Origin of the sequence: Falsihalocynthiibacter arcticus, assembly GCF_000812665.2 — a bacterium.
Classification (GTDB): domain Bacteria; phylum Pseudomonadota; class Alphaproteobacteria; order Rhodobacterales; family Rhodobacteraceae; genus Falsihalocynthiibacter; species Falsihalocynthiibacter arcticus.
This window is the reverse complement of the sequence record NZ_CP014327.1, coordinates 597,920-615,220: the sequence shown is the minus strand read 5'-3', so window position 1 is coordinate 615,220 and position 17,301 is coordinate 597,920. Positions and strand designations below refer to the sequence as shown.

Here is a 17,301-nt window from a genome sequence, read left to right as displayed (position 1 = left end):
TCGGATAAGCGCCTGTTACCCCGTGAGTGCGAGGTTGTCGGGGGTCGCGTGGGAAAACGTCGGCGTGTCGCCGATATGGGCTGTGGTATTGAGGAGCAGGGCGGCAGGAGCTTCGCCACCAGCGGCATAAAGCTCGGGCAAAGCGTCTCCGTTGCAATCGAACGCGGCGAGGCCGCCACCGACATAATGTTCCCACCCACCAACATACTGATGAGGCGGCGCGGGAAGGCGTGTAAATTCAGGAGCGGCAAACGCGGATGTGCTGAGACTTGCAGCAACCACGACGAGGATTTTAACTTTGTGCATCTTGCGAAATTTTCCGAATTGCATGTTCCGTGACGCCTTCCATGGCATAAGCGGCAGCGCCCTTGGCCCACATTAAATCGCCCCATTTATGGATTTTAACTTGCGGCAGTGGTGCGTCGATCTGGACTACCGATTTTTTCATCACTTCAAGAACTTCATCCGCATAAAGATAGTCAAATTGCATCCGTTCGCCAGAGAGAATAATAAGCTCGGGGTCAAAAATATTGACGATATTTGCAAGGCCCATGGCAAACATTGTACCCGCCCGTTGGAAGATTGATTTGGCGAGGGGATCACCGGCCTTTGCCGCATTGAAAAGCTCCTCGAGTTTCTTTTCCGATGTTTCGTCACCCATGGAGGATGCCACGATGCTTGCCTCGCGCAAAACGGCGTAATCGGCCACATAGGCTTCGAGGCAGCCGCGTTGCCCACAGCGGCAAAGTGCTCCGTTTAGGTGCACTTTTGTGTGGCCAAATTCCGCACCGCAGCCACGCGTTCCGCGATAGATTTGGCCGTCAATAACGATCCCCATCCCAACCCCATGTTCAATGGTGACCACGATGAAATCGCGGTGGGATTTGCCCATTCCAAAAAGTTGTTCAGCTTTGGCCACGAGGTTGGCATCATTGTCGATAAACACGGGCAAGGGGATGACGTTTTCCAACATGTCTCGCAAATCCACATTGCGCTCGGTCATGGAGGGCGACCAGTAAACAAATCCCCGCAACGCATCAATAATACCCGCAACCCCGACACCCAGCCCAGATAGGTCAGAAATCGAAATTCCTGCCTCAGATGTTGCTGTTTCCAAGGAATGGAGGATAAAATCGACCATATCCTCACCGGAAAGCTGGCTTTTGGGCAGGGGAGTCTCGAACTCGGCAAAGGTATGCCCTTCAAAATCCATGAGCGCCACGGTCGCCGTTTTGTTCGAGACTTTGATGCCGGCGACCCAATGGGCCGCGCCACGGATTTTAAGGGCGACCCGGGGGCGCCCCCGTTTTGTATCGCGCGTGGCTTCATCGACAGCAACTTCTTCGATAAGGCCCGCACTTAACAGCTCGCTCGTTATTGACGTGACCGTCGCGGGACTGAAATCAGTGATTTTGGCAATATCAATGCGGGCAATTTCTTCGGCCTTTCGAATGGCGGAAATGACTTGCAACCTGCCAGATTCTCTTTGGTCTGTTGCCGATGAAGTTTTGTCCGATTTTGCCAAGAACTCGCCCCTCCCAGTTAATATGTAGATTTCGAGGGCGCAATGCTCCCGCAGTCTGCGATATATAGCACCGATAATTTAACGGTGCAGCCCGCAGTATGAACCAGAATTATTCGAAAGTCGCGTATTTAATTAGACCTCTGAATTTAATAGTGCTAACACTATAACGATCACCGCGATTCTAGTGATTTGCGGGGACAAAAAAATCTTTTGGGAGGATCTAATGAAAAAACTTACTGGATTTGCCGCTGCAGCTATGGTTGTAGCAATGGGCACCACAGCACTGGCCGATGGCGTTGTTGTTGGTGTGAGCTGGTCTAATTTCCAAGAAGAACGTTGGAAAACTGACGAAGCTGCGATTAAAGCTGCTCTTGAAGCTGCTGGCGCGACTTATATCTCCGCAGACGCACAAGCTTCTTCTGGAAAACAGCTTTCGGACATTGAAAACTTGATCGCTCAAGGCGCAAACGCGTTGATCATCTTGGCTCAAGACGCTTCAGCGGTTGGCCCAGCAGTTCAAGCAGCTTCCGACGAGGGTATCCCTGTTGTAGCTTATGACCGTCTGATCGAAGACGACCGTGCTTTCTATCTTACATTCGATAACGTTGAAGTTGGTCGCATGCAAGCGCGCGCGGTTCTCGAAGCTATGCCAAAAGGCAACTACGTTATGATCAAAGGTTCGCCAACTGATCCGAACGCAGACTTCCTTCGTGGCGGCCAGCAAGAGATCATCCAAGCAGCAGTTGACGCTGGCGACATCACAATCGTTGGTGAAGCTTACACTGATGGCTGGGTTCCTGCGAACGCACAACGCAACATGGAGCAAATCCTAACAGCAAACGACAACAAAGTTGACGCTGTTATTGCTTCTAACGACGGTACCGCTGGCGGTGTTGTTGCTGCTTTGACTGCGCAGGGTATGCAAGGTATTCCCGTGTCCGGCCAAGACGGTGACCACGCTGCTCTGAACCGCGTTGCGATGGGCACTCAAACAGTTTCCGTTTGGAAAGATGCACGTGAACTTGGTAAAGCTGCAGCTGAAATCGCTGTTGCTCTTGCCGAAGACAATATGGCGATGATCGATGGTTCCGCTGATTGGACTTCGCCGTCAGGTACGACACTGAAAGCAAAATTCCTTTCACCAGTGCCTGTGACTGCTGACAACATCAGTGTCGTTTTGGACGCTGGTTGGATTTCTAAAGAAGCCCTCTGCGCCGGTTCTGAACTCGCAGCCTGTAACTAAGATAATCCGTTCCCCTGGCCATTCTGGTCGGGGGAACATTCAATAAATTTTCCTAACATCGCATTTATCTGATATTGTGGTCCCAAGCACGGGATACACAACATTTTGCGATAGATAGGTCGTTTGTCGCTCGGGAGAGGCGCAATATATGAAAGATTCAGCGAAAAAATTCGTGAACAACGTGGGACTCGATCCTCGCCTGCTAGGGATGATTGGTGCGCTTGTTGTTCTTTGGGTGGTTTTTGACTTGTGGACCGGCGGACGGTTTTTAACGCCGCGCAACTTGTTCAATATTTCGGTCCAAACGTCGTCGGTCGCCATCATGGCCACCGGTATGGTTTTCGTAATCGTGACGCGCAATATCGACCTTTCGGTCGGTTCGATGCTTGGCTTTATCGGTATGACCGTTGCCGCCCTTCAAGTGCACGTGTTGCCCGAGTATTTGGGCCTTGGGAATGGGTCCATTTGGGTGATTGCGGTTGTTGCTGCGGTTCTTATGGGGCTGGTTATTGGCGGCATCCAAGGCTGGGTCGTTGGTTATCTGACCGTACCCGCCTTTATCGTCACACTCGGTGGGTTGCTCATTTTTCGCGGTGCGATGTGGTGGGTTACGCAGGGGCAAACTGTTGCGCCACTTGACCCTACATTCAAGCTTCTTGGCGGGGGTGCGGATGGGACATTGGGCGAGAAGCTAAGTTGGGGCTTCGGTCTTTTCGCGTCTTTCGTTGCTGTTGCCATGATCCTTATGAGCCGTCGTCGCAAATCGAACCATGGATTTGTCGTCAAGCCAGCATGGGCCGAAGGGACACTTATCGCAATCGCGGTGGGGCTAACTTTGGGTTTTGTCTGGGCACTGAACTCTTATGAAATCGCTGGAGGTGCGCGGGAACGGGTCGCTGAACAACGTGGGCTGGTGTTGACGGATACATTGTCGCTCAACCACGGTGTCGCAATTCCAGTCGTCATCCTTTTGTTGGTAACGGTCGGCATGACGTTTATTTCAAAACGCACACGTTTTGGCCGCTATGTCTATGCAACCGGTGGCAATCCGGAAGCGGCAGAGCTTTCTGGGATCAATACACGCATGCTGACAGTCAAAGTTTTTGCGCTCATGGGCGCGCTGACTGGCTTGTCTGCGGTGGTTGCTTCGGCGCGGCTTGGATCGGTTGATGTCGGGCTAGGAACGCTGGACGAATTGCGCGTTATCGCGGCGGCCGTTATTGGCGGCACAGCACTCGCAGGTGGTTTCGGAACGATTTACGGCGCCGTCATCGGGGCCGCGATTATGCAAACACTGCAATCGGGCATGGCGTCCGTTGGCGTCGATGCACCGTTGCAAAACATGGTCGTAGGCTTTGTTCTCGTGTTAGCTGTGTATGTGGACATCGTATATCGTCGTAAAGTCGGCGTTTAAGGGAGGAACCAGAAAATGACAGATAAAACACCTCTCGTAGAGATGAAGAACATCTCGATTTCCTTTGGCGGTGTCAAAGCGGTTGATGATGTTTCGGTCGATCTCTACCCAGGCGAAGTTGTGGGCCTTTTGGGGCACAATGGCGCGGGCAAGTCGACTTTGATCAAAATTCTCTCGGGCGCATATCACGCCAATTCGGGAGAAATTTGGGTCGAGGGCAAAAAGGCGACGATCAACAATCCTCGCGATGCACGCCACTATAACATCGAAACGATCTACCAGACGCTCGCGCTGGCGGATAATCTCGATGCGGCGTCCAACTTGTTCTTGGGCCGCGAATTGGTCACTGCTTTCGGCACGGTCGACGATGACCACATGGAAGCCGAGACACGCAAGATCATGTCGCGCTTGAACCCGAATTTCGCCAAGTTCGACAGCCCTGTGTCCGCGCTCTCAGGTGGGCAACGCCAGTCTGTTGCGATTGCGCGCGCTGTGTATTTCAACGCGCGTATCCTAATTATGGATGAGCCAACTGCTGCTCTTGGACCACAAGAAACCAAAATGGTTGCCGAGCTTATCCAGCAGCTCAAGTCCGAAGGCATCGGGATTTTTCTGATTAGCCACGACATCCACGATGTGATGCAACTCTGTGATCGTGCAAGCGTTATGCAGCACGGGAAACTTGTTGGCACCGTGGATGTGGATAGCGTAACCGATGAAGATCTGCTTGGGATGATTATTCTAGGCAAACATCCCCATGAGAAAGCCGAAGCTTAATCCAAAACGCTATTGTTTTACGGCGGCCTGCTATGCGTGGGCCGCCGTTACTTTTTGGAAAGTGGTAATGTTTTTGGCCACAACCATATGCGCGCTGGCTTGGCTGAAGGCCTTGAAATGTGCGCTGGCGAGGTGCACGTCAAAACCCGCGGCATCATCATAAACTTCATACAGGAAGAAGAGGGACGTATTTGACGGGTCTGTGCAGACGTCAAAGTGCTGGCAAGCTACCTCGTCCCTTACAGACGCTGCGGCGTTGTGTTCGATGAGCGCGGCGAAGTCATTTACGAACTCGTCGGCGACGGTAAAAGATACGGTTACGGCAAACATATAAGCCTCCTAAAGGGATTGTTTCTGACCTGTTTCGGCGGACCTATAGGCCGCTTGTGTCGCAAGTATGACGCTTAAATAGTCTTCGGCGGTATTCTCGAAAGGCACTCGACCCGCGCGGGCTTCTACGATGTGCTCACAGAGGGCCTGAACGCACCCGCCGCCAAAACGTGCTTCGTCAACAGGGGCGGTGACGGCAATATTAACGGCCTCGTTCTCGCCAAAAGCACGAAAGGAAATCTCCCCCATACCAGAGAGGCGCAGGGTTCCTTTTTCGCCCTCGATTTCCATTTCTCCCATGGTGCGCCTTGGTGAATCCGTTGCGTGATCCATGAGGCGATTTCCGTCAAATACGGCGCGTGTTCCGTTTTCGTGGTGGGCGATCAAAATGCCTGCATCTTCGCCTTTTATCGCGGGGTTCAGCCGCACCAAATCGGCATAAATCGAGGAGATCGGGCCAAAGAAATACTGAAACAGGTCGACAAAATGGACACCTGTTTCATGGATGAGCAATCGCGGCATACTCTGAAACGCGGGCTGGCGGGAAAGATAGGCATCAGGCCCACGTCCATCACCGGGCCGAAGGGCAAAGCGCGCCTGATAAATTTCACCAAGGAGCCCCGTATCCAAGGCCGTTTTGATCGCGCGGTGCCACGGTTGGAAACGGAAATTTTCGTGTATAATCAATGTACAATCACGGGATTTCGCAAACTCGCACACGGCCTTTGCCTCTTCATATGACGTGCAAAAGGGCTTCTGGCAAATCAGGATGCGGCCAGATTTTGCGAATTGCTCAACCAGCGCTTTGTGTGCCGGAGGTGGCGCAACCAGATCGACGATATCGAGGTCTTGGCCTGCCAATTCCGCAGCTGACCGAGCGCCAGAAACGCCGTACTTTGCGGCAATTTCTTGAGTTCGAGCGGAGTCGAGATCAAAGACGCCCGCGAGGGTCGTGGAGGGGATGTCACGCCATGCGTCTAGGTGAAACTGGCTAAAATATCCGAGGCCCACAACCCCGACGCGCAGGTTTGTCATTTGGGCAATTCACCGATAATTTTGATAAGTTCTTCAGTGACTGCGATGGTGCCCATGTCGCCCCCAAACTCCATCGGGCGCAGGCGGTTTTGGGCAAAGCCCGCGTCCACTGCGGCGTCGATTAGGGCGCCTGCTGCTTCATAGTTTTCGGCTTGGGTTTTGGTCGCGATATAGTCCAACATCAGGCCCGCCGACAGGATCGCCGCAAGAGGGTTTGCTTTATCCTGCCCCATGATGTCAGGTGCCGAGCCGTGCGCGGGTTGGAACAGGCCAATGGTTTCACCGATTTCCCCACAAGACGCCATGCCCATGCCGCCAACGAGGCCACCAGCGAGGTCGCTCAGAATATCGCCAAACATGTTTTCCATCACCATGACGTCAAAGTTCCAAGGTTGGCGCACAAGGTCAAGCGCCATCGCGTCAACATAGTTGTAGGAGACATTCACATCTGGATAGCGAACCTTGGTTTCATCGAAAATCTGACGGAAAAATGCTTGGCTGGTGAAGACGTTCGCCTTATCCACGCAGGTTAGATTTCCCGATTTTCCACGCGCTCGCCGCTTTTCAGCCAGCTTGAATCCAAATTCATGCAGCTTTTCCGTCGTTGCCCGTGTGATCCGCATGATGTCGCGCACTTCGACGTTTGGGATGATTTCGGCCCGTTTGTGGACGGCAGCGGAGTAAAACAACCCTTCGGTGCTTTCGCGCAAAATGATCATATCGATACCAGCTGCGCGGGGGTCTGCGAGGCGCTGGGGGGCGTTCGGATAGGCCTTAATGGGGCGCACACCTGCGTAAAGTTGATACCGGTCCCGCAAGCGCAAATGCGGCGAGACCTCTGTTCCGTCTTCTTGGCGGATGGAGGGAAGGCCAATGGCGCCAAGAAAAATTGCATCAGCCTCGCCAGCTTTTTCTTCCCCTCCGGGTTCGATATCCAAACCAGTTTGCGCAAAGTATCCTGCACCAGCCGCAATTTCTTGCACCTTGGGCGCAACCGCCCCGCAACGAAGGAGCGCCGCATCCATAACCGCAAAAGCCGATTCCGCGACGTCCACGCCAATACCATCGCCTTTAATCAGAGAAATTGTTGGAATATGCGCCATGTTCGTCCTTTGGGTTTAACGGTGTTTACCCGCTTTACGGATTTGCTAATAAATACATTAATAAACTCATTAATACGATTGCACAAGATTATCAATTGGGTAAACTGAAAAATGTGAAACTTTTTAAAGTTTAAAAGCGGGAAATGAGGCCGAAATGAGCACCAAATGGAATGTCTTCGCGATAAAATACGCTGAGAGGAACACGCGAACACGGGCGGATAGCTTTATTTTCGACGATCACCCTGCGGCGCAACATGGGATGGACTATTTCGTGTGGCTTTTGACGGATGGCGTGCGCAATATTTTGGTTGATACGGGGTATGATGAGGCCGAGGGAAAGCGCCGTGACCGTCCGATCCTGCGTGATCCGGCGCTTGCGCTTGAGGCGTTGAATGTTTCCGCCGAGAGTATCGACACGGTCATCATCACCCATCTTCACTATGACCATGCGGGAGGGTTGGACCGTTATCCGAATGCTCAATTCCATTTGCAAGAGATCGAAATGGGGTTCGCCACGGGGCCATGTATGTGTGATCCAACGTTGCAAATGCCCTATACTGCCGAGCATGTTTGCGACATGGTGCGCCACGTTTTTTCGGGGCGCGTTGTGTTTCATAAAGGTGATGGCGAGGTTGCTTCGGGGATCACGGTGCACCGGATTGGTGGGCATTCGCGCGGCTTACAAGCGGTTCGGGTCGAGACCGAGAACGGCCCGCTGTGTTTGGCATCGGATGCCTCGCATTACTATGAGAATTATTTAGACCGTAAGCCGTTTCCGATCGTCGTGGACGTCGAGGATATGGTGATGGGCTTTGACAAAATCACGGCCTTGGCGGCGGGTGAAAAAACGCGGGTTATCCCTGGGCATGATCCACTGGTGCGCGATTACTATCCCGAGGTGGGGACGTCGGGGTTTGTTTGGCGGTTGGATTCTGGCCGCGTTTAGAACGTGAAAAGGGCGCCGAGTACATGCTGTGCGACGCCCTCGTTGTTTTAGGAGAGAAGCGCGCGGGCTTCTTTTGGGCCAATGGGGGCGGGGCGTTTGCAGGTTGTTGTCATTTCAACAAAACTGCGCGCTTCGCCTGCGGCCAGAATGCTCGTCATAACTTCGACGACATGGAGCGCAAGCTCGGAGGAACAGCGATGTGGCCGACCCTCGGAAATTGCGATGGCCATATCGGACAGACCCGCCGCGCGATAGTTTGCGTGTTCGCCGTCGTTTGGAACCGAGAAAGGGTGATCCCATCCACTCGGAAGATCCACAAAATCGGCCCGTTTGGTGATGCGAATATCGCCGCCAAAGAAGTTTGGGTCGGGCACATGTACTGTGCCTTCTTGGCCATAAAGTTCCATGTTGGAATGGTCGTGTTGCCAAACGTCCCAGCTGGTGACCATCGAAATTACGGCCCCTGATTTGAACTCAAGCAGGGCGTGGATGGTTGTTGGTGTACCCACTGGAATCGTTTCGCCATTGCGTGGCTCGGATGTAATCAGGCGCTCGGATGAAGGCGTTGATGTCAGTGCCGCAACACGAGCCACTGGGCCAAGGAGCTGTACGAGGTTGGTCACATAATAGGGGCCAATATCGAGCACGGGTCCGGCACCCGGCTGATAAAAGAAATCGGGGTTTGGATGCCAATGCTCCATGCCATGCCCCATAACGAAGGCCGTGCCAGAGGTGATTTTTCCCAATGTACCGTCGTCAATCATTGCGCGCACATGCTGGTGCGAGGAGCCCATAAACGTATCCGGAGCAGAGCCGACGCGCAGACCCTTTTCCGCCGCCAAAGCCGCAATTTCTGCGCCCTCTTGGAGGGTGAGCACGAAAGGTTTTTCCGAGTAGACGTGTTTACCCGCGTTGAGAATGCTTTTGGACACCGCAAAATGCGCCGCAGGGATTGTCAGGTTGACGACGATATCTATGTCATCAGAAGCCAGTAAGCCCTCAACGGTCTCAGCGCGGACGCCGAATTCTGTGGCGCGGCTTTGGGCGGCTTTCATGTTCAAATCTGCGACGGCCCGCATTTCGATGCCTTTAAACATCGGCGCAAGCCGCAGGTAGGCCGCGGAGATATTCCCCGCGCCAATAATACCGATTCCAAGTTTTTTGGTCATTTTATTACCTTAAAGGTTTTTGTAGTTGTTGATGGAACGTGTCGCGAAGCGATTGATATCGCTTGGGTTGTCGTGCTCCATAACGAAGTGTTTCGCGGGTGTTTTGCTACGGACGGCGGCGAGGATGCCTGCCCAATCCATGGTGCCTTCACCGACGTCTGCCCAACCATCCTCGTCTGCGTTCTCGCCAACGGGCGCGATGTCTTTGACGTGGACGGCGGTGATGCGGTCGCCGTACTTCTCGATCCATGCAATGGGATCGCCACCGCCTCGCACGATCCACGCGATGTCGGCTTCCCACATCAATCCAGGGGCAGCTTCAAGCAGGGTTTCCATTGGAATGGAGCCGTCGTCACAGGCAACAAATTCAAAGTCGTGGTTGTGCCAGCCATAGGAAATGCCGTGTGCGGCAAGTGCATTGCTGATCGCTTGAAGACGGGCTGCGAAGGCCTTCCATCCAGCTTTGTCTGTTGGCCGATCTTCCTCAACGATGTGTGGGCCGAAAATTGACGTGATCCCGAGGGCTTTTGCCGTTGCCACAACATCTTCAAAATTGTCCTCGGTATCGAAGATACCAACGTGGGCGGTTGGCATGGAAAGGCCCGTGGCATCCATTGCGGCCCGTACTTTGGCGGTGTCAACGTAAAGGGCGCCGTAGCCCTCAACGCCCGTATATCCAAGGGATGAAATCGTTGCGAAAACGTCGTCCCATGGGGTGAAATTGCGGGCGCTATAAAGCTGAAAAGAAGCGGTCATAGGGATTAAATCCTGTTTTCAGTGGTTTTTTCAAAAAGAGAGAGTCGGGCTGCGTCAAAGCCAATGCGTATCTTATCATCGTCGCGGACCTTCGATTGCCCATCCATGCGAAGACGAATGCGCACCCCCATGATTTCACACCAAACAATGGTGTCGCTTCCCATGGGTTCAACAAGCTCAACGGTGGTGTCCAAGGCGAAATCCGCAGCATCGACGGCCTCTCCGGTCACAATGTGTTCGGGTCGAATGCCCATCCAGCCTTTGCCTGCGGCGGGCTTGGAGATGAACTCGTAATTTGAGATCGGGATCGAGTGGCCAGCCGTCACGAACATCGGGGCACCGTCCGTCGTGATTTCGCCTTCAAAGAAGTTCATGGAGGGGGAGCCGATAAACTCTGCGACGTATTTGTTGCAAGGCTTGTTGTAAATCACGTCGGGACTGTCGAGCTGGTAGATTAATCCGCCTTTCATGATGGCAATGCGATCCGCGAGGGTCATGGCCTCGACCTGATCGTGGGTCACGTAGATCATGGTATTTTTGAGTTGGTGGTGCAGGCGTTTGATTTCAACCCGCAGATCAGCGCGAAGTTGTGCATCGAGGTTTGACAGTGGCTCGTCAAATAGGAAGACATCCACGTCGCGCACGAGGGCGCGGCCAATGGCAACACGTTGACGTTGCCCGCCAGACAGGGCCGCGGGTTTGCGCTTGAGCAGGGGTTCAATTTGTAAAACTTCTGCGGCATGCGCGACCCGTTTGGCGATTTCGGCCTTGGGAACCTTGGCGTTTTTAAGGCCAAATGAGAGGTTTCCTTCGACTGTCATCTGTGGGTAAAGCGCGTAGGATTGAAACACCATGCCGATGCCGCGCTCGTTGGGTTGGGCCCAAGTGACGTTTTCACCATTGATGTGAATTTGCCCACCCGAGACATCCAAAAGACCCGCAATACAGTTGAGCAATGTGGATTTTCCACAGCCAGATGACCCAAGGAGAACAAGAAATTCGCCCTCTGGAATATCCAGATTTAGGTCTTTGAGAACCTTAACGGCACCAAAGTTTAGGTCGAGGTTTTTGATAGATACGCTTGTCATGATTTAGCCTTTCACCGCACCAGCAGCAATGCCGCGTACGAAGAGCTTGCCAGAAGCAAAGTAGAGAATGAGGGGAACGAGACCGGTCAGAAGGGTTGCCGCCATATTGACGTTATATTCCTTCACACCTTGGACGGAGTTCACGATATTATTAAGCTGAACCGTCATCGGATAAATCGCCGGTTTGGTGTAAATGACCCCAAAAAGGAAGTCGTTCCAGATACCCGTGACCTGAATGATCATTGCCACAACAAAAATGGGCAGGCTCATGGGCAGCATCACGCGAAAGTAGATACCCCAGAAGCCAGCGCCATCTACACGGGCCGCCTTAAATAGTTCGTCGGGCAAGCTTGTGAAATAGTTGCGGAACAAGAGCGTTAGGATCGGCATTCCGAAAATCGTGTGCACCAAAACAAGCCCCCAGAGCGACCCCATTAGGCCGAGGTTCTTCAGGATAAGAACGATGGGATAGAGCATCACTTGGTAAGGGATGAAAGCCCCGAAGATGAGGATGGTAAAGAAAACTTCCGAGCCTTTGAACTTCCAATTAGCCAGCGCATATCCGTTCACAGAGGCAATCAAAATCGACAGAATTGCCGAGGGGATAAGGATGCGGACCGAGTTCATAAATCCGCGACTTAACCCGTCGCAGTTCAAACCCGTACAGGCCGTGCTCCACGCTTTCACCCATGGTTCAAACGTGACCTCGACGGGGAGGTCAAAGATATTGCCCAGTCGGATTTCCGGCATGCCCTTAAGGGAGGTCGTAACCATCACATAGAGGGGCAGGAGGTAGTACATCGTCACCAAAAGAAGCGTACCATAGAGCATGATGTTGTTGGGGCTCATACGTTTTTTGGGTTTGGGACCTTGGGGTCCGGTAAGATTATTTTTCACGGCGTTTCCCTCCGAATTCTAGATACGCGTAGGGGACAAGAATGATCAGAACCGTCACGAGCATCATGGTTGACGCGGCGAAGGCCTGTCCGAGGTTTTGGTTTTTGAACATGCTTTCGATGACGTATTTTGCCGGCACTTCAGAAGCGATCCCCGGCCCACCGTTTGTTTGGGCGACGACGAGGTCATAGACCTTCACAATCCCCGAAGCGATGAGAACGAGCGCGGTGATAAAGACAGGTTTCATCATCGGGATCACAATAAAGATGTAGGTTTTCCAACGTGGGATACCGTCCACACGGGACGCTTTCCAGATGTCTTGGTCGATTCCGCGTAGGCCCGCGAGCATGAGCACCATGATCAAACCGGTACCCTGCCACATCGCCGCGATGAGAATGCCATAAATAACGAGGTCCTGATTATACAACGGATCAAAATTGAAGCTTTCCCACCCCATTGAACGCACGACACTTTGGATGCCAAAGTCTGGGTTCAAAATCCACTGCCACGCAAGGCCAGTTACGACGAAGGACAGGGCGAACGGGTAAAGGATGATGGTGCGGATCGTATTCTCAAACCGAATTTTTTGGTCAAGTAACGTTGCCAGAAAGAAGCCGATCGATATTGAAAGGACCAGAGAGAAAAATCCAAAAATCGCGAGATTCTCGATCGAAATTAGCCATTTATTTGTCGACCAAAGGCGATCGTATTGGTCAAGACCAACAAAGTCTAGTTTGGGTAACAATTTGGATTTCGTGAAGGAGTGGACAACCGTCCACACTGTGCAACCTACAAAAATTACCAAGGCAGTCGCGATCATTGGAAGCGCGGCGACTTTGGCGTTTAGGTTGCGAAAAAGCTGGTTGGGCCTTTTTGCATCCGCCATTGGAAGGACTCTCTTTCAGGAAGGTGCGCCCTCATTTCAAAGGGTGGAACCTCATTTGGAATGAAAAAATATGCCCCCGAACGACATGCATTCGGAGGCACGTTACAATCGGGGAGGATCAGTCCGCGTTTGCAATGATCTCAGCGTAGCGCGATTGTGCGTCTTCGGCTGTGATCGACGTGTCATTCCAGAACTCAACCATTAGATCTTCGATCTGGCCAGATGTATCCGGTGAAAGCACTTGATCGCCCCCTGGCATGATATTGCCTGCGGCGAGGATTTCGAGACCTTTTTTCATACAGTCGTTTGCGGCAGAAAGATCAATGTCACCCCGTACTGGAAGCGAACCTTTTTTCAGATTGAAGTCCACCTGTACTTCTTTGGAAAGCAACAATTTAGCCAACTCTTTTTGAGCGGCTTCAATTTCCGGATCATCTTGCTTAGGGAAGTAGAATGCGTCGCCAGCAGTTGAGATGATTTCATTCACACCCAAACCCGGAAGGCATGTATAATCAACTCCAGCAACTTGCTCTGCCACTGCAAATTCACCCTGTGCCCAGTCACCCATGATTTGACCACCGGCTTCGCCGTTAATCACCATTGCAGTAGCTAGATTCCAGTCAGAGACATTGGAGCCGACTGCGAATTCACGTGCGTCTGCTGCGGCTTTGAATACTTTCAGCATTTCCGGAGAGGCTGCAGCTTCTGCATCCTTGTCGACGTTAACTTTTGTCCAGAGGTCAAGGCCACCAATAGCAACATTCATCACGCCAAAAGCACCGGCGGATTGCCAAGATTGCTGACCCATAGCGAGTGGAACTTTGCCAGCTTCACGTAATGCAGGAGCGGAAGCCACGAATTCGTCCCAGTTCGCAGGAACCGGAACACCAGCGTCGGCATAGGCTTTGTGCGACAACCAGATCCACTGCCATGAGTGAATGTTCACAGGCACGCAGTAGATTTTGCCATCGAGGGTACAGCTATCAAGCAAGGAAACGGGGTGCACGATGTCGCGCCAGCCGCCTTCGGTTGCGACGTCAGTGAGGTCAAGCATGAGGCCGGCTTCGACGAGCTCCTCGGCCTGACGACCGTGGTTCAACTGTGTGGCGTGCATCGGATCGCCGCCCAGAATACGGCTCACGATGACGCCGCGCGCAACGCCGCCGCCGCCCGCAATGGCGCCATCTACCCAAGTGTTGCCTTCAGTCGCGTTAAATGCTTCGGCGAATTCAGCAACAGCTGCCGCTTCGCCGCCGGATGTCCACCAGTGTGTGACTTCCAAATCAGTCGCATAAGCTGTCGACGCTGCGCAGAGCGCAGTTGTCGCAACAAGTGCATTACGAATTTTCATAGTATCCTCCCAATTGTGTCCAGCGCCTCCCTGAGCGCCTTTTGCAATCGATTACAATGTTGCGCCTTTGTGTGAAATAGGTGCTGTAATCGATTACAGGTAGATTTCAACGAACGCGCGATTCTGTCAAGCCCTTGGATTAATCTTTTCCACAGAGTAGATAGAGAAATAATTTTTGGGGACCACCGCATGAATTCGAACAGGGCGAGAATACAAGATGTTGCACGTGTTGCGGGGGTTTCGACGGCCACCGTAAGCCGCACATTGAGCAACCCGTCTGTGGTTTCTGAAGCGACGCGAAGTTCGGTTTTAGAAGCCGTAAAGGTCACCGGATATCGTGTCAATCGCGCGGCTAGAAATCTACGAACCCAGAAGACGAGTGCCATTCTCGTCTTGATTCCAAACCTATCTAACCCGTTCTTTTCGCAAATAATTTCTGGAATTGAACAGGTTTTCTCGCGGGCAGGTTACTCACTACTGGTGGCTGATACCGAAAACAAAAGTAAACCCAATTTTAGTCTGGTCGATGTGTTTCGGGACGGGCAGGCGGATGGCATCATTTTGCTGGACGGCTACATCCCGCTTGAGGCGATCACATCGTTGCGCGGCACCGAAGCCGAGCATCTGGTTATATATGCTTGCGAGTGGGGTGAATCGGAAGGTATTCCATCGATTCGCAGCGATAATCCTGCAGGCGCGCGCATGGCTGCGGAACATTTTGCGAACCTTGGACATAAAACTGTTGGTCACGTTTGTGGACCCGCCGAAAATGTTTTGACTCCCATGAGGCGTGATTCGTTTCTTACAGAAGCAAAGAAATTGGGTATGGAAGTGCGCGACGAGTGGGTTTTTCCCGGCGATTTTCGCCTTGTGACGGGTGCGCAGGCGGCGGACATGTATATGGCCCTTGAGGATAAGCCGAGCGCGATTTTCTGTGCGTCGGACCTTATGGCCATTGGCTTCATGAAGAGATGTTTGTCCGAGGGAATGCGCATTCCCGAAGACGTGTCTGTTATTGGATTTGATGACGTGGGCCTCGCAGCATATTACCACCCGTCCCTAACGACAATTCGCCAAGATCGGAGTCAAATCGGGCGGGTCGCCGCCACCACGTTGCTGTCACGCCTACGTGACCCCTCAAATATCGACCCTTATTTTAGACACACAGTGCCAGTCGAATTAATAAGTCGCGAAAGTACGGGTAGATTTCTACCAAAAGTATAGTCCACTACTGGAGCCTTATAGTCTGGTCGATCCAGTTAAGAGATGTCTTAATGAATTCTGTATTTCGCCATGTTGGCGCCGCAATCTCAAGCGCATTTTAGGGAATAGTGCATTTGCACGCCCCTTTGAGCTTAACTGCGAGAACAACATGTCTTTTTTTACGGCCATTACATTTGATCAAGTCGCCTTAAGCTTTATGGCGTGTTTCTTGGTGCGGGAAGCGATGATTGCGACGCTGCCAAATGACGTTGCAGGTCCAGGTGGATGGCTGATCAACACTACCGCCTAGGGCTTTAACTGCCGCAATGCCCCGAAGCTAGTTTCAGTATTCAAAACCCACGCGATGCAAGACTTTTGGTTTTGCAGCTGCCGAATCTTTTCTCCGAAAATCAGACCGTAACCGTTTACATAGCTTGATTTTGTCGATTGTAATCGATTACGTTATGCCAACCCACGCATTTTTGCGATTTCGGGGAAGGTTCATTTTGGAGGAAATAATGAAAACATTAAAAGGGCCAGCCCTCTTTCTTGCGCAATTCGCGGGCGACGAGGCACCGTTCAATTCTTGGGACGGTATCACCAAATGGGCGGCGGATTGCGGTTATAAGGGCGTGCAAGTTCCCAGCTGGGACTCGCGTTTCATCGACCTAGAAAAAGCAGCAACATCTAAAGATTATTGCGACGAACTCGCAGGGCAAGCGCGTGCAAACGGCGTTGAAATTACGGAGCTTTCGACGCATTTGCAAGGACAACTGGTTGCTGTCCATCCGGCATATGATATCGCGTTCGACGGCTTTGCTGCCCCCACCGTGCGGGACAATCCCAAAGCGCGTCAAGAGTGGGCGGTCAATCAAGTTAAAATGGGTTTGACAGCGAGCAAAAACCTTGGGCTTACCAAGCATGGGACATTTTCTGGCGCTCTCGCTTGGCCGTATGTCTACCCTTGGCCACAGCGCCCAGCCGGACTTGTTGACGCGGCATTTGACGAATTGGCGAAGCGTTGGCTGCCGATTCTTGACCACGCAGAAGATTGTGGTGTGGATGTTTGCTATGAAATCCACCCGGGTGAGGATCTCCATGATGGCGTGACGTTCGAGATGTTCCTTGAGCGCGTCAACAATCACGCGCGTTGCAATATGCTATATGATCCCAGCCACTATGTTCTGCAGTGCCTTGATTACATTGATAATATCGACATCTACAAAGACCGTATCAAAATGTTCCATGTTAAGGATGCCGAGTTTAACCCGACAGGTCGCCAAGGCGTTTACGGCGGGTATCAAAGCTGGGTTGATCGCGCTGGGCGCTTCCGCAGCTTGGGTGATGGCCAAGTCGATTTCGGTGCCATCTTCTCAAAAATGGCTGCGAATAATTTTGATGGCTGGGCCGTTGTCGAATGGGAATGTGCGCTGAAACATCCCGAAGATGGGGCGCGCGAAGGGGCGCAATTTGTCAAAGACCATATTATTCGTGTAACGGAGCGGGCTTTTGACGACTTTGCAGATGGTGGCACCGACGACGCTGCTAATCGCAAAATGCTTGGCTTGGAGGCATAGA

General features: G+C 52.4%; 18 protein-coding genes. 7 read left to right on the top strand and 11 right to left on the bottom strand.

The genetic code is table 11. From position 1 onward, the window contains the following. Positions 1 to 15: 15 nt before the first annotated feature. Positions 16 to 306 (bottom strand): hypothetical protein, encoded by a 291-nt coding sequence (locus RC74_RS23485; protein WP_335339574.1) that lies wholly within the window; start codon positions 304 to 306, stop codon positions 16 to 18. Continuing rightward, complete coding sequence (locus tag RC74_RS03045; RefSeq protein WP_039000701.1) at positions 293 to 1,525, bottom strand: ROK family transcriptional regulator; 1,233 nt, start codon at positions 1,523 to 1,525, stop codon at positions 293 to 295. The genes RC74_RS23485 and RC74_RS03045 overlap by 14 nt, the downstream gene beginning before the upstream one ends. Before the next feature lie 223 nt (positions 1,526 to 1,748). Here RC74_RS03045 and xylF point away from each other — a divergent pair, with 223 nt between their 5' ends. The 3 genes from xylF to RC74_RS03030 all read left to right on the top strand — a co-directional run bounded on the left by xylF (position 1,749) and on the right by RC74_RS03030 (position 4,959). Continuing rightward, positions 1,749 to 2,768, top strand: coding sequence for a D-xylose ABC transporter substrate-binding protein (gene xylF / locus RC74_RS03040; protein WP_039000702.1), 1,020 nt, complete (start codon positions 1,749 to 1,751; stop codon positions 2,766 to 2,768). 148 nt (positions 2,769 to 2,916) lie between these two features. Continuing rightward, positions 2,917 to 4,182 (top strand): sugar ABC transporter permease, encoded by a 1,266-nt coding sequence (locus tag RC74_RS03035; RefSeq protein ID WP_039000703.1) that lies wholly within the window; start codon positions 2,917 to 2,919, stop codon positions 4,180 to 4,182. 15 nt (positions 4,183 to 4,197) lie between these two features. Further along, positions 4,198 to 4,959, top strand: a complete 762-nt coding sequence (locus tag RC74_RS03030; protein WP_039000704.1) for an ATP-binding cassette domain-containing protein — start codon at positions 4,198 to 4,200, stop codon at positions 4,957 to 4,959. Positions 4,960 to 4,989: 30 nt separating this feature from the next. Here RC74_RS03030 and RC74_RS03025 read toward each other — a convergent pair whose 3' ends face one another. From RC74_RS03025 to RC74_RS03015, 3 genes are read right to left on the bottom strand one after another with little or no spacing between them, the layout of a single operon-like run. Continuing rightward, entirely contained in the window at positions 4,990 to 5,289 is a 300-nt protein-coding gene (locus RC74_RS03025) for a putative quinol monooxygenase (protein ID WP_039000705.1), read from the bottom strand. A 9-nt stretch (positions 5,290 to 5,298) separates the two neighbouring features. Next, a complete protein-coding gene (locus RC74_RS03020; protein ID WP_039000706.1) occupies positions 5,299 to 6,324 on the bottom strand; it encodes a Gfo/Idh/MocA family protein in 1,026 nt (341 codons plus the stop codon). Then, a complete protein-coding gene (locus tag RC74_RS03015) occupies positions 6,321 to 7,427 on the bottom strand; it encodes an isocitrate/isopropylmalate dehydrogenase family protein (protein ID WP_039000707.1) in 1,107 nt (368 codons plus the stop codon). Before RC74_RS03015 ends, RC74_RS03020 begins: the two co-directional genes overlap by 4 nt. A 154-nt stretch (positions 7,428 to 7,581) precedes the next feature. On the opposite strand from RC74_RS03015, the gene RC74_RS03010 reads away from it, so the two are divergent. Next, positions 7,582 to 8,373 (top strand): N-acyl homoserine lactonase family protein, encoded by a 792-nt coding sequence (locus RC74_RS03010; protein ID WP_039000708.1) that lies wholly within the window; start codon positions 7,582 to 7,584, stop codon positions 8,371 to 8,373. Positions 8,374 to 8,420: 47 nt separating this feature from the next. Here RC74_RS03010 and RC74_RS03005 read toward each other — a convergent pair whose 3' ends face one another. The 6 genes from RC74_RS03005 to RC74_RS02980 form a co-directional block, all read right to left on the bottom strand. After that, the gene (locus RC74_RS03005) at positions 8,421 to 9,542 is read right to left on the bottom strand and encodes a Gfo/Idh/MocA family protein (RefSeq protein WP_039000709.1); all 1,122 of its coding nucleotides are present in this window, start codon (positions 9,540 to 9,542) and stop codon (positions 8,421 to 8,423) included. A 9-nt stretch (positions 9,543 to 9,551) separates the two neighbouring features. After that, on the bottom strand, positions 9,552 to 10,298 hold the full coding sequence (locus RC74_RS03000) for a sugar phosphate isomerase/epimerase family protein (protein ID WP_039000710.1): 747 nt from the start codon (positions 10,296 to 10,298) through the stop codon (positions 9,552 to 9,554). 5 nt (positions 10,299 to 10,303) lie between these two features. Next, positions 10,304 to 11,386 carry an ABC transporter ATP-binding protein gene (locus RC74_RS02995; protein WP_039000712.1) on the bottom strand — a complete coding sequence of 361 codons (1,083 nt, stop codon included), beginning with the start codon at positions 11,384 to 11,386 and terminating at the stop codon, positions 10,304 to 10,306. A 3-nt stretch (positions 11,387 to 11,389) separates the two neighbouring features. After that, positions 11,390 to 12,235, bottom strand: coding sequence for a carbohydrate ABC transporter permease (locus tag RC74_RS02990; protein WP_082802395.1), 846 nt, complete (start codon positions 12,233 to 12,235; stop codon positions 11,390 to 11,392). A 37-nt stretch (positions 12,236 to 12,272) separates the two neighbouring features. Further along, positions 12,273 to 13,169, bottom strand: a complete 897-nt coding sequence (locus tag RC74_RS02985) for a carbohydrate ABC transporter permease (RefSeq protein WP_039000715.1) — start codon at positions 13,167 to 13,169, stop codon at positions 12,273 to 12,275. 118 nt (positions 13,170 to 13,287) lie between these two features. Then, complete coding sequence (locus tag RC74_RS02980) at positions 13,288 to 14,520, bottom strand: ABC transporter substrate-binding protein (protein WP_039000716.1); 1,233 nt, start codon at positions 14,518 to 14,520, stop codon at positions 13,288 to 13,290. 189 nt (positions 14,521 to 14,709) lie between these two features. Between RC74_RS02980 and RC74_RS02975 the strand changes: the two genes are divergently transcribed. The 3 genes from RC74_RS02975 to RC74_RS02970 all read left to right on the top strand — a co-directional run bounded on the left by RC74_RS02975 (position 14,710) and on the right by RC74_RS02970 (position 17,300). Then, a complete protein-coding gene (locus RC74_RS02975) occupies positions 14,710 to 15,744 on the top strand; it encodes a LacI family DNA-binding transcriptional regulator (RefSeq protein WP_039000717.1) in 1,035 nt (344 codons plus the stop codon). Positions 15,745 to 15,892: 148 nt separating this feature from the next. Next, positions 15,893 to 16,033, top strand: coding sequence for a hypothetical protein (locus tag RC74_RS22040; RefSeq protein WP_156477404.1), 141 nt, complete (start codon positions 15,893 to 15,895; stop codon positions 16,031 to 16,033). Positions 16,034 to 16,241: 208 nt separating this feature from the next. After that, on the top strand, positions 16,242 to 17,300 hold the full coding sequence (locus tag RC74_RS02970) for a sugar phosphate isomerase/epimerase family protein (protein WP_039000719.1): 1,059 nt from the start codon (positions 16,242 to 16,244) through the stop codon (positions 17,298 to 17,300). The last annotated feature ends 1 nt before the right edge of the window (position 17,301 follow it).

Bases quoted from the DNA above. Each gene is read 5' to 3' on its own strand.
- RC74_RS23485 (WP_335339574.1), bottom strand. From the start codon at position 306: ATGCACAAAGTTAAAATCCTCGTCGTGGTTGCTGCAAGTCTCAGCACA.
- xylF (WP_039000702.1), top strand. From the start codon at position 1,749: ATGAAAAAACTTACTGGATTTGCCGCTGCAGCTATGGTTGTAGCAATG.
- RC74_RS03035 (WP_039000703.1), top strand. From the start codon at position 2,917: ATGAAAGATTCAGCGAAAAAATTCGTGAACAACGTGGGACTCGATCCT.
- RC74_RS03030 (WP_039000704.1), top strand. From the start codon at position 4,198: ATGACAGATAAAACACCTCTCGTAGAGATGAAGAACATCTCGATTTCC.
- RC74_RS03025 (WP_039000705.1), bottom strand. From the start codon at position 5,289: ATGTTTGCCGTAACCGTATCTTTTACCGTCGCCGACGAGTTCGTAAAT.
- RC74_RS03020 (WP_039000706.1), bottom strand. From the start codon at position 6,324: ATGACAAACCTGCGCGTCGGGGTTGTGGGCCTCGGATATTTTAGCCAG.
- RC74_RS03015 (WP_039000707.1), bottom strand. From the start codon at position 7,427: ATGGCGCATATTCCAACAATTTCTCTGATTAAAGGCGATGGTATTGGC.
- RC74_RS03010 (WP_039000708.1), top strand. From the start codon at position 7,582: ATGAGCACCAAATGGAATGTCTTCGCGATAAAATACGCTGAGAGGAAC.
- RC74_RS03005 (WP_039000709.1), bottom strand. From the start codon at position 9,542: ATGACCAAAAAACTTGGAATCGGTATTATTGGCGCGGGGAATATCTCC.
- RC74_RS03000 (WP_039000710.1), bottom strand. From the start codon at position 10,298: ATGACCGCTTCTTTTCAGCTTTATAGCGCCCGCAATTTCACCCCATGG.
- RC74_RS02995 (WP_039000712.1), bottom strand. From the start codon at position 11,386: ATGACAAGCGTATCTATCAAAAACCTCGACCTAAACTTTGGTGCCGTT.
- RC74_RS02990 (WP_082802395.1), bottom strand. From the start codon at position 12,235: ATGAGCCCCAACAACATCATGCTCTATGGTACGCTTCTTTTGGTGACG.
- RC74_RS02985 (WP_039000715.1), bottom strand. From the start codon at position 13,169: ATGGCGGATGCAAAAAGGCCCAACCAGCTTTTTCGCAACCTAAACGCC.
- RC74_RS02980 (WP_039000716.1), bottom strand. From the start codon at position 14,520: ATGAAAATTCGTAATGCACTTGTTGCGACAACTGCGCTCTGCGCAGCG.
- RC74_RS02975 (WP_039000717.1), top strand. From the start codon at position 14,710: ATGAATTCGAACAGGGCGAGAATACAAGATGTTGCACGTGTTGCGGGG.
- RC74_RS22040 (WP_156477404.1), top strand. From the start codon at position 15,893: ATGTCTTTTTTTACGGCCATTACATTTGATCAAGTCGCCTTAAGCTTT.
- RC74_RS02970 (WP_039000719.1), top strand. From the start codon at position 16,242: ATGAAAACATTAAAAGGGCCAGCCCTCTTTCTTGCGCAATTCGCGGGC.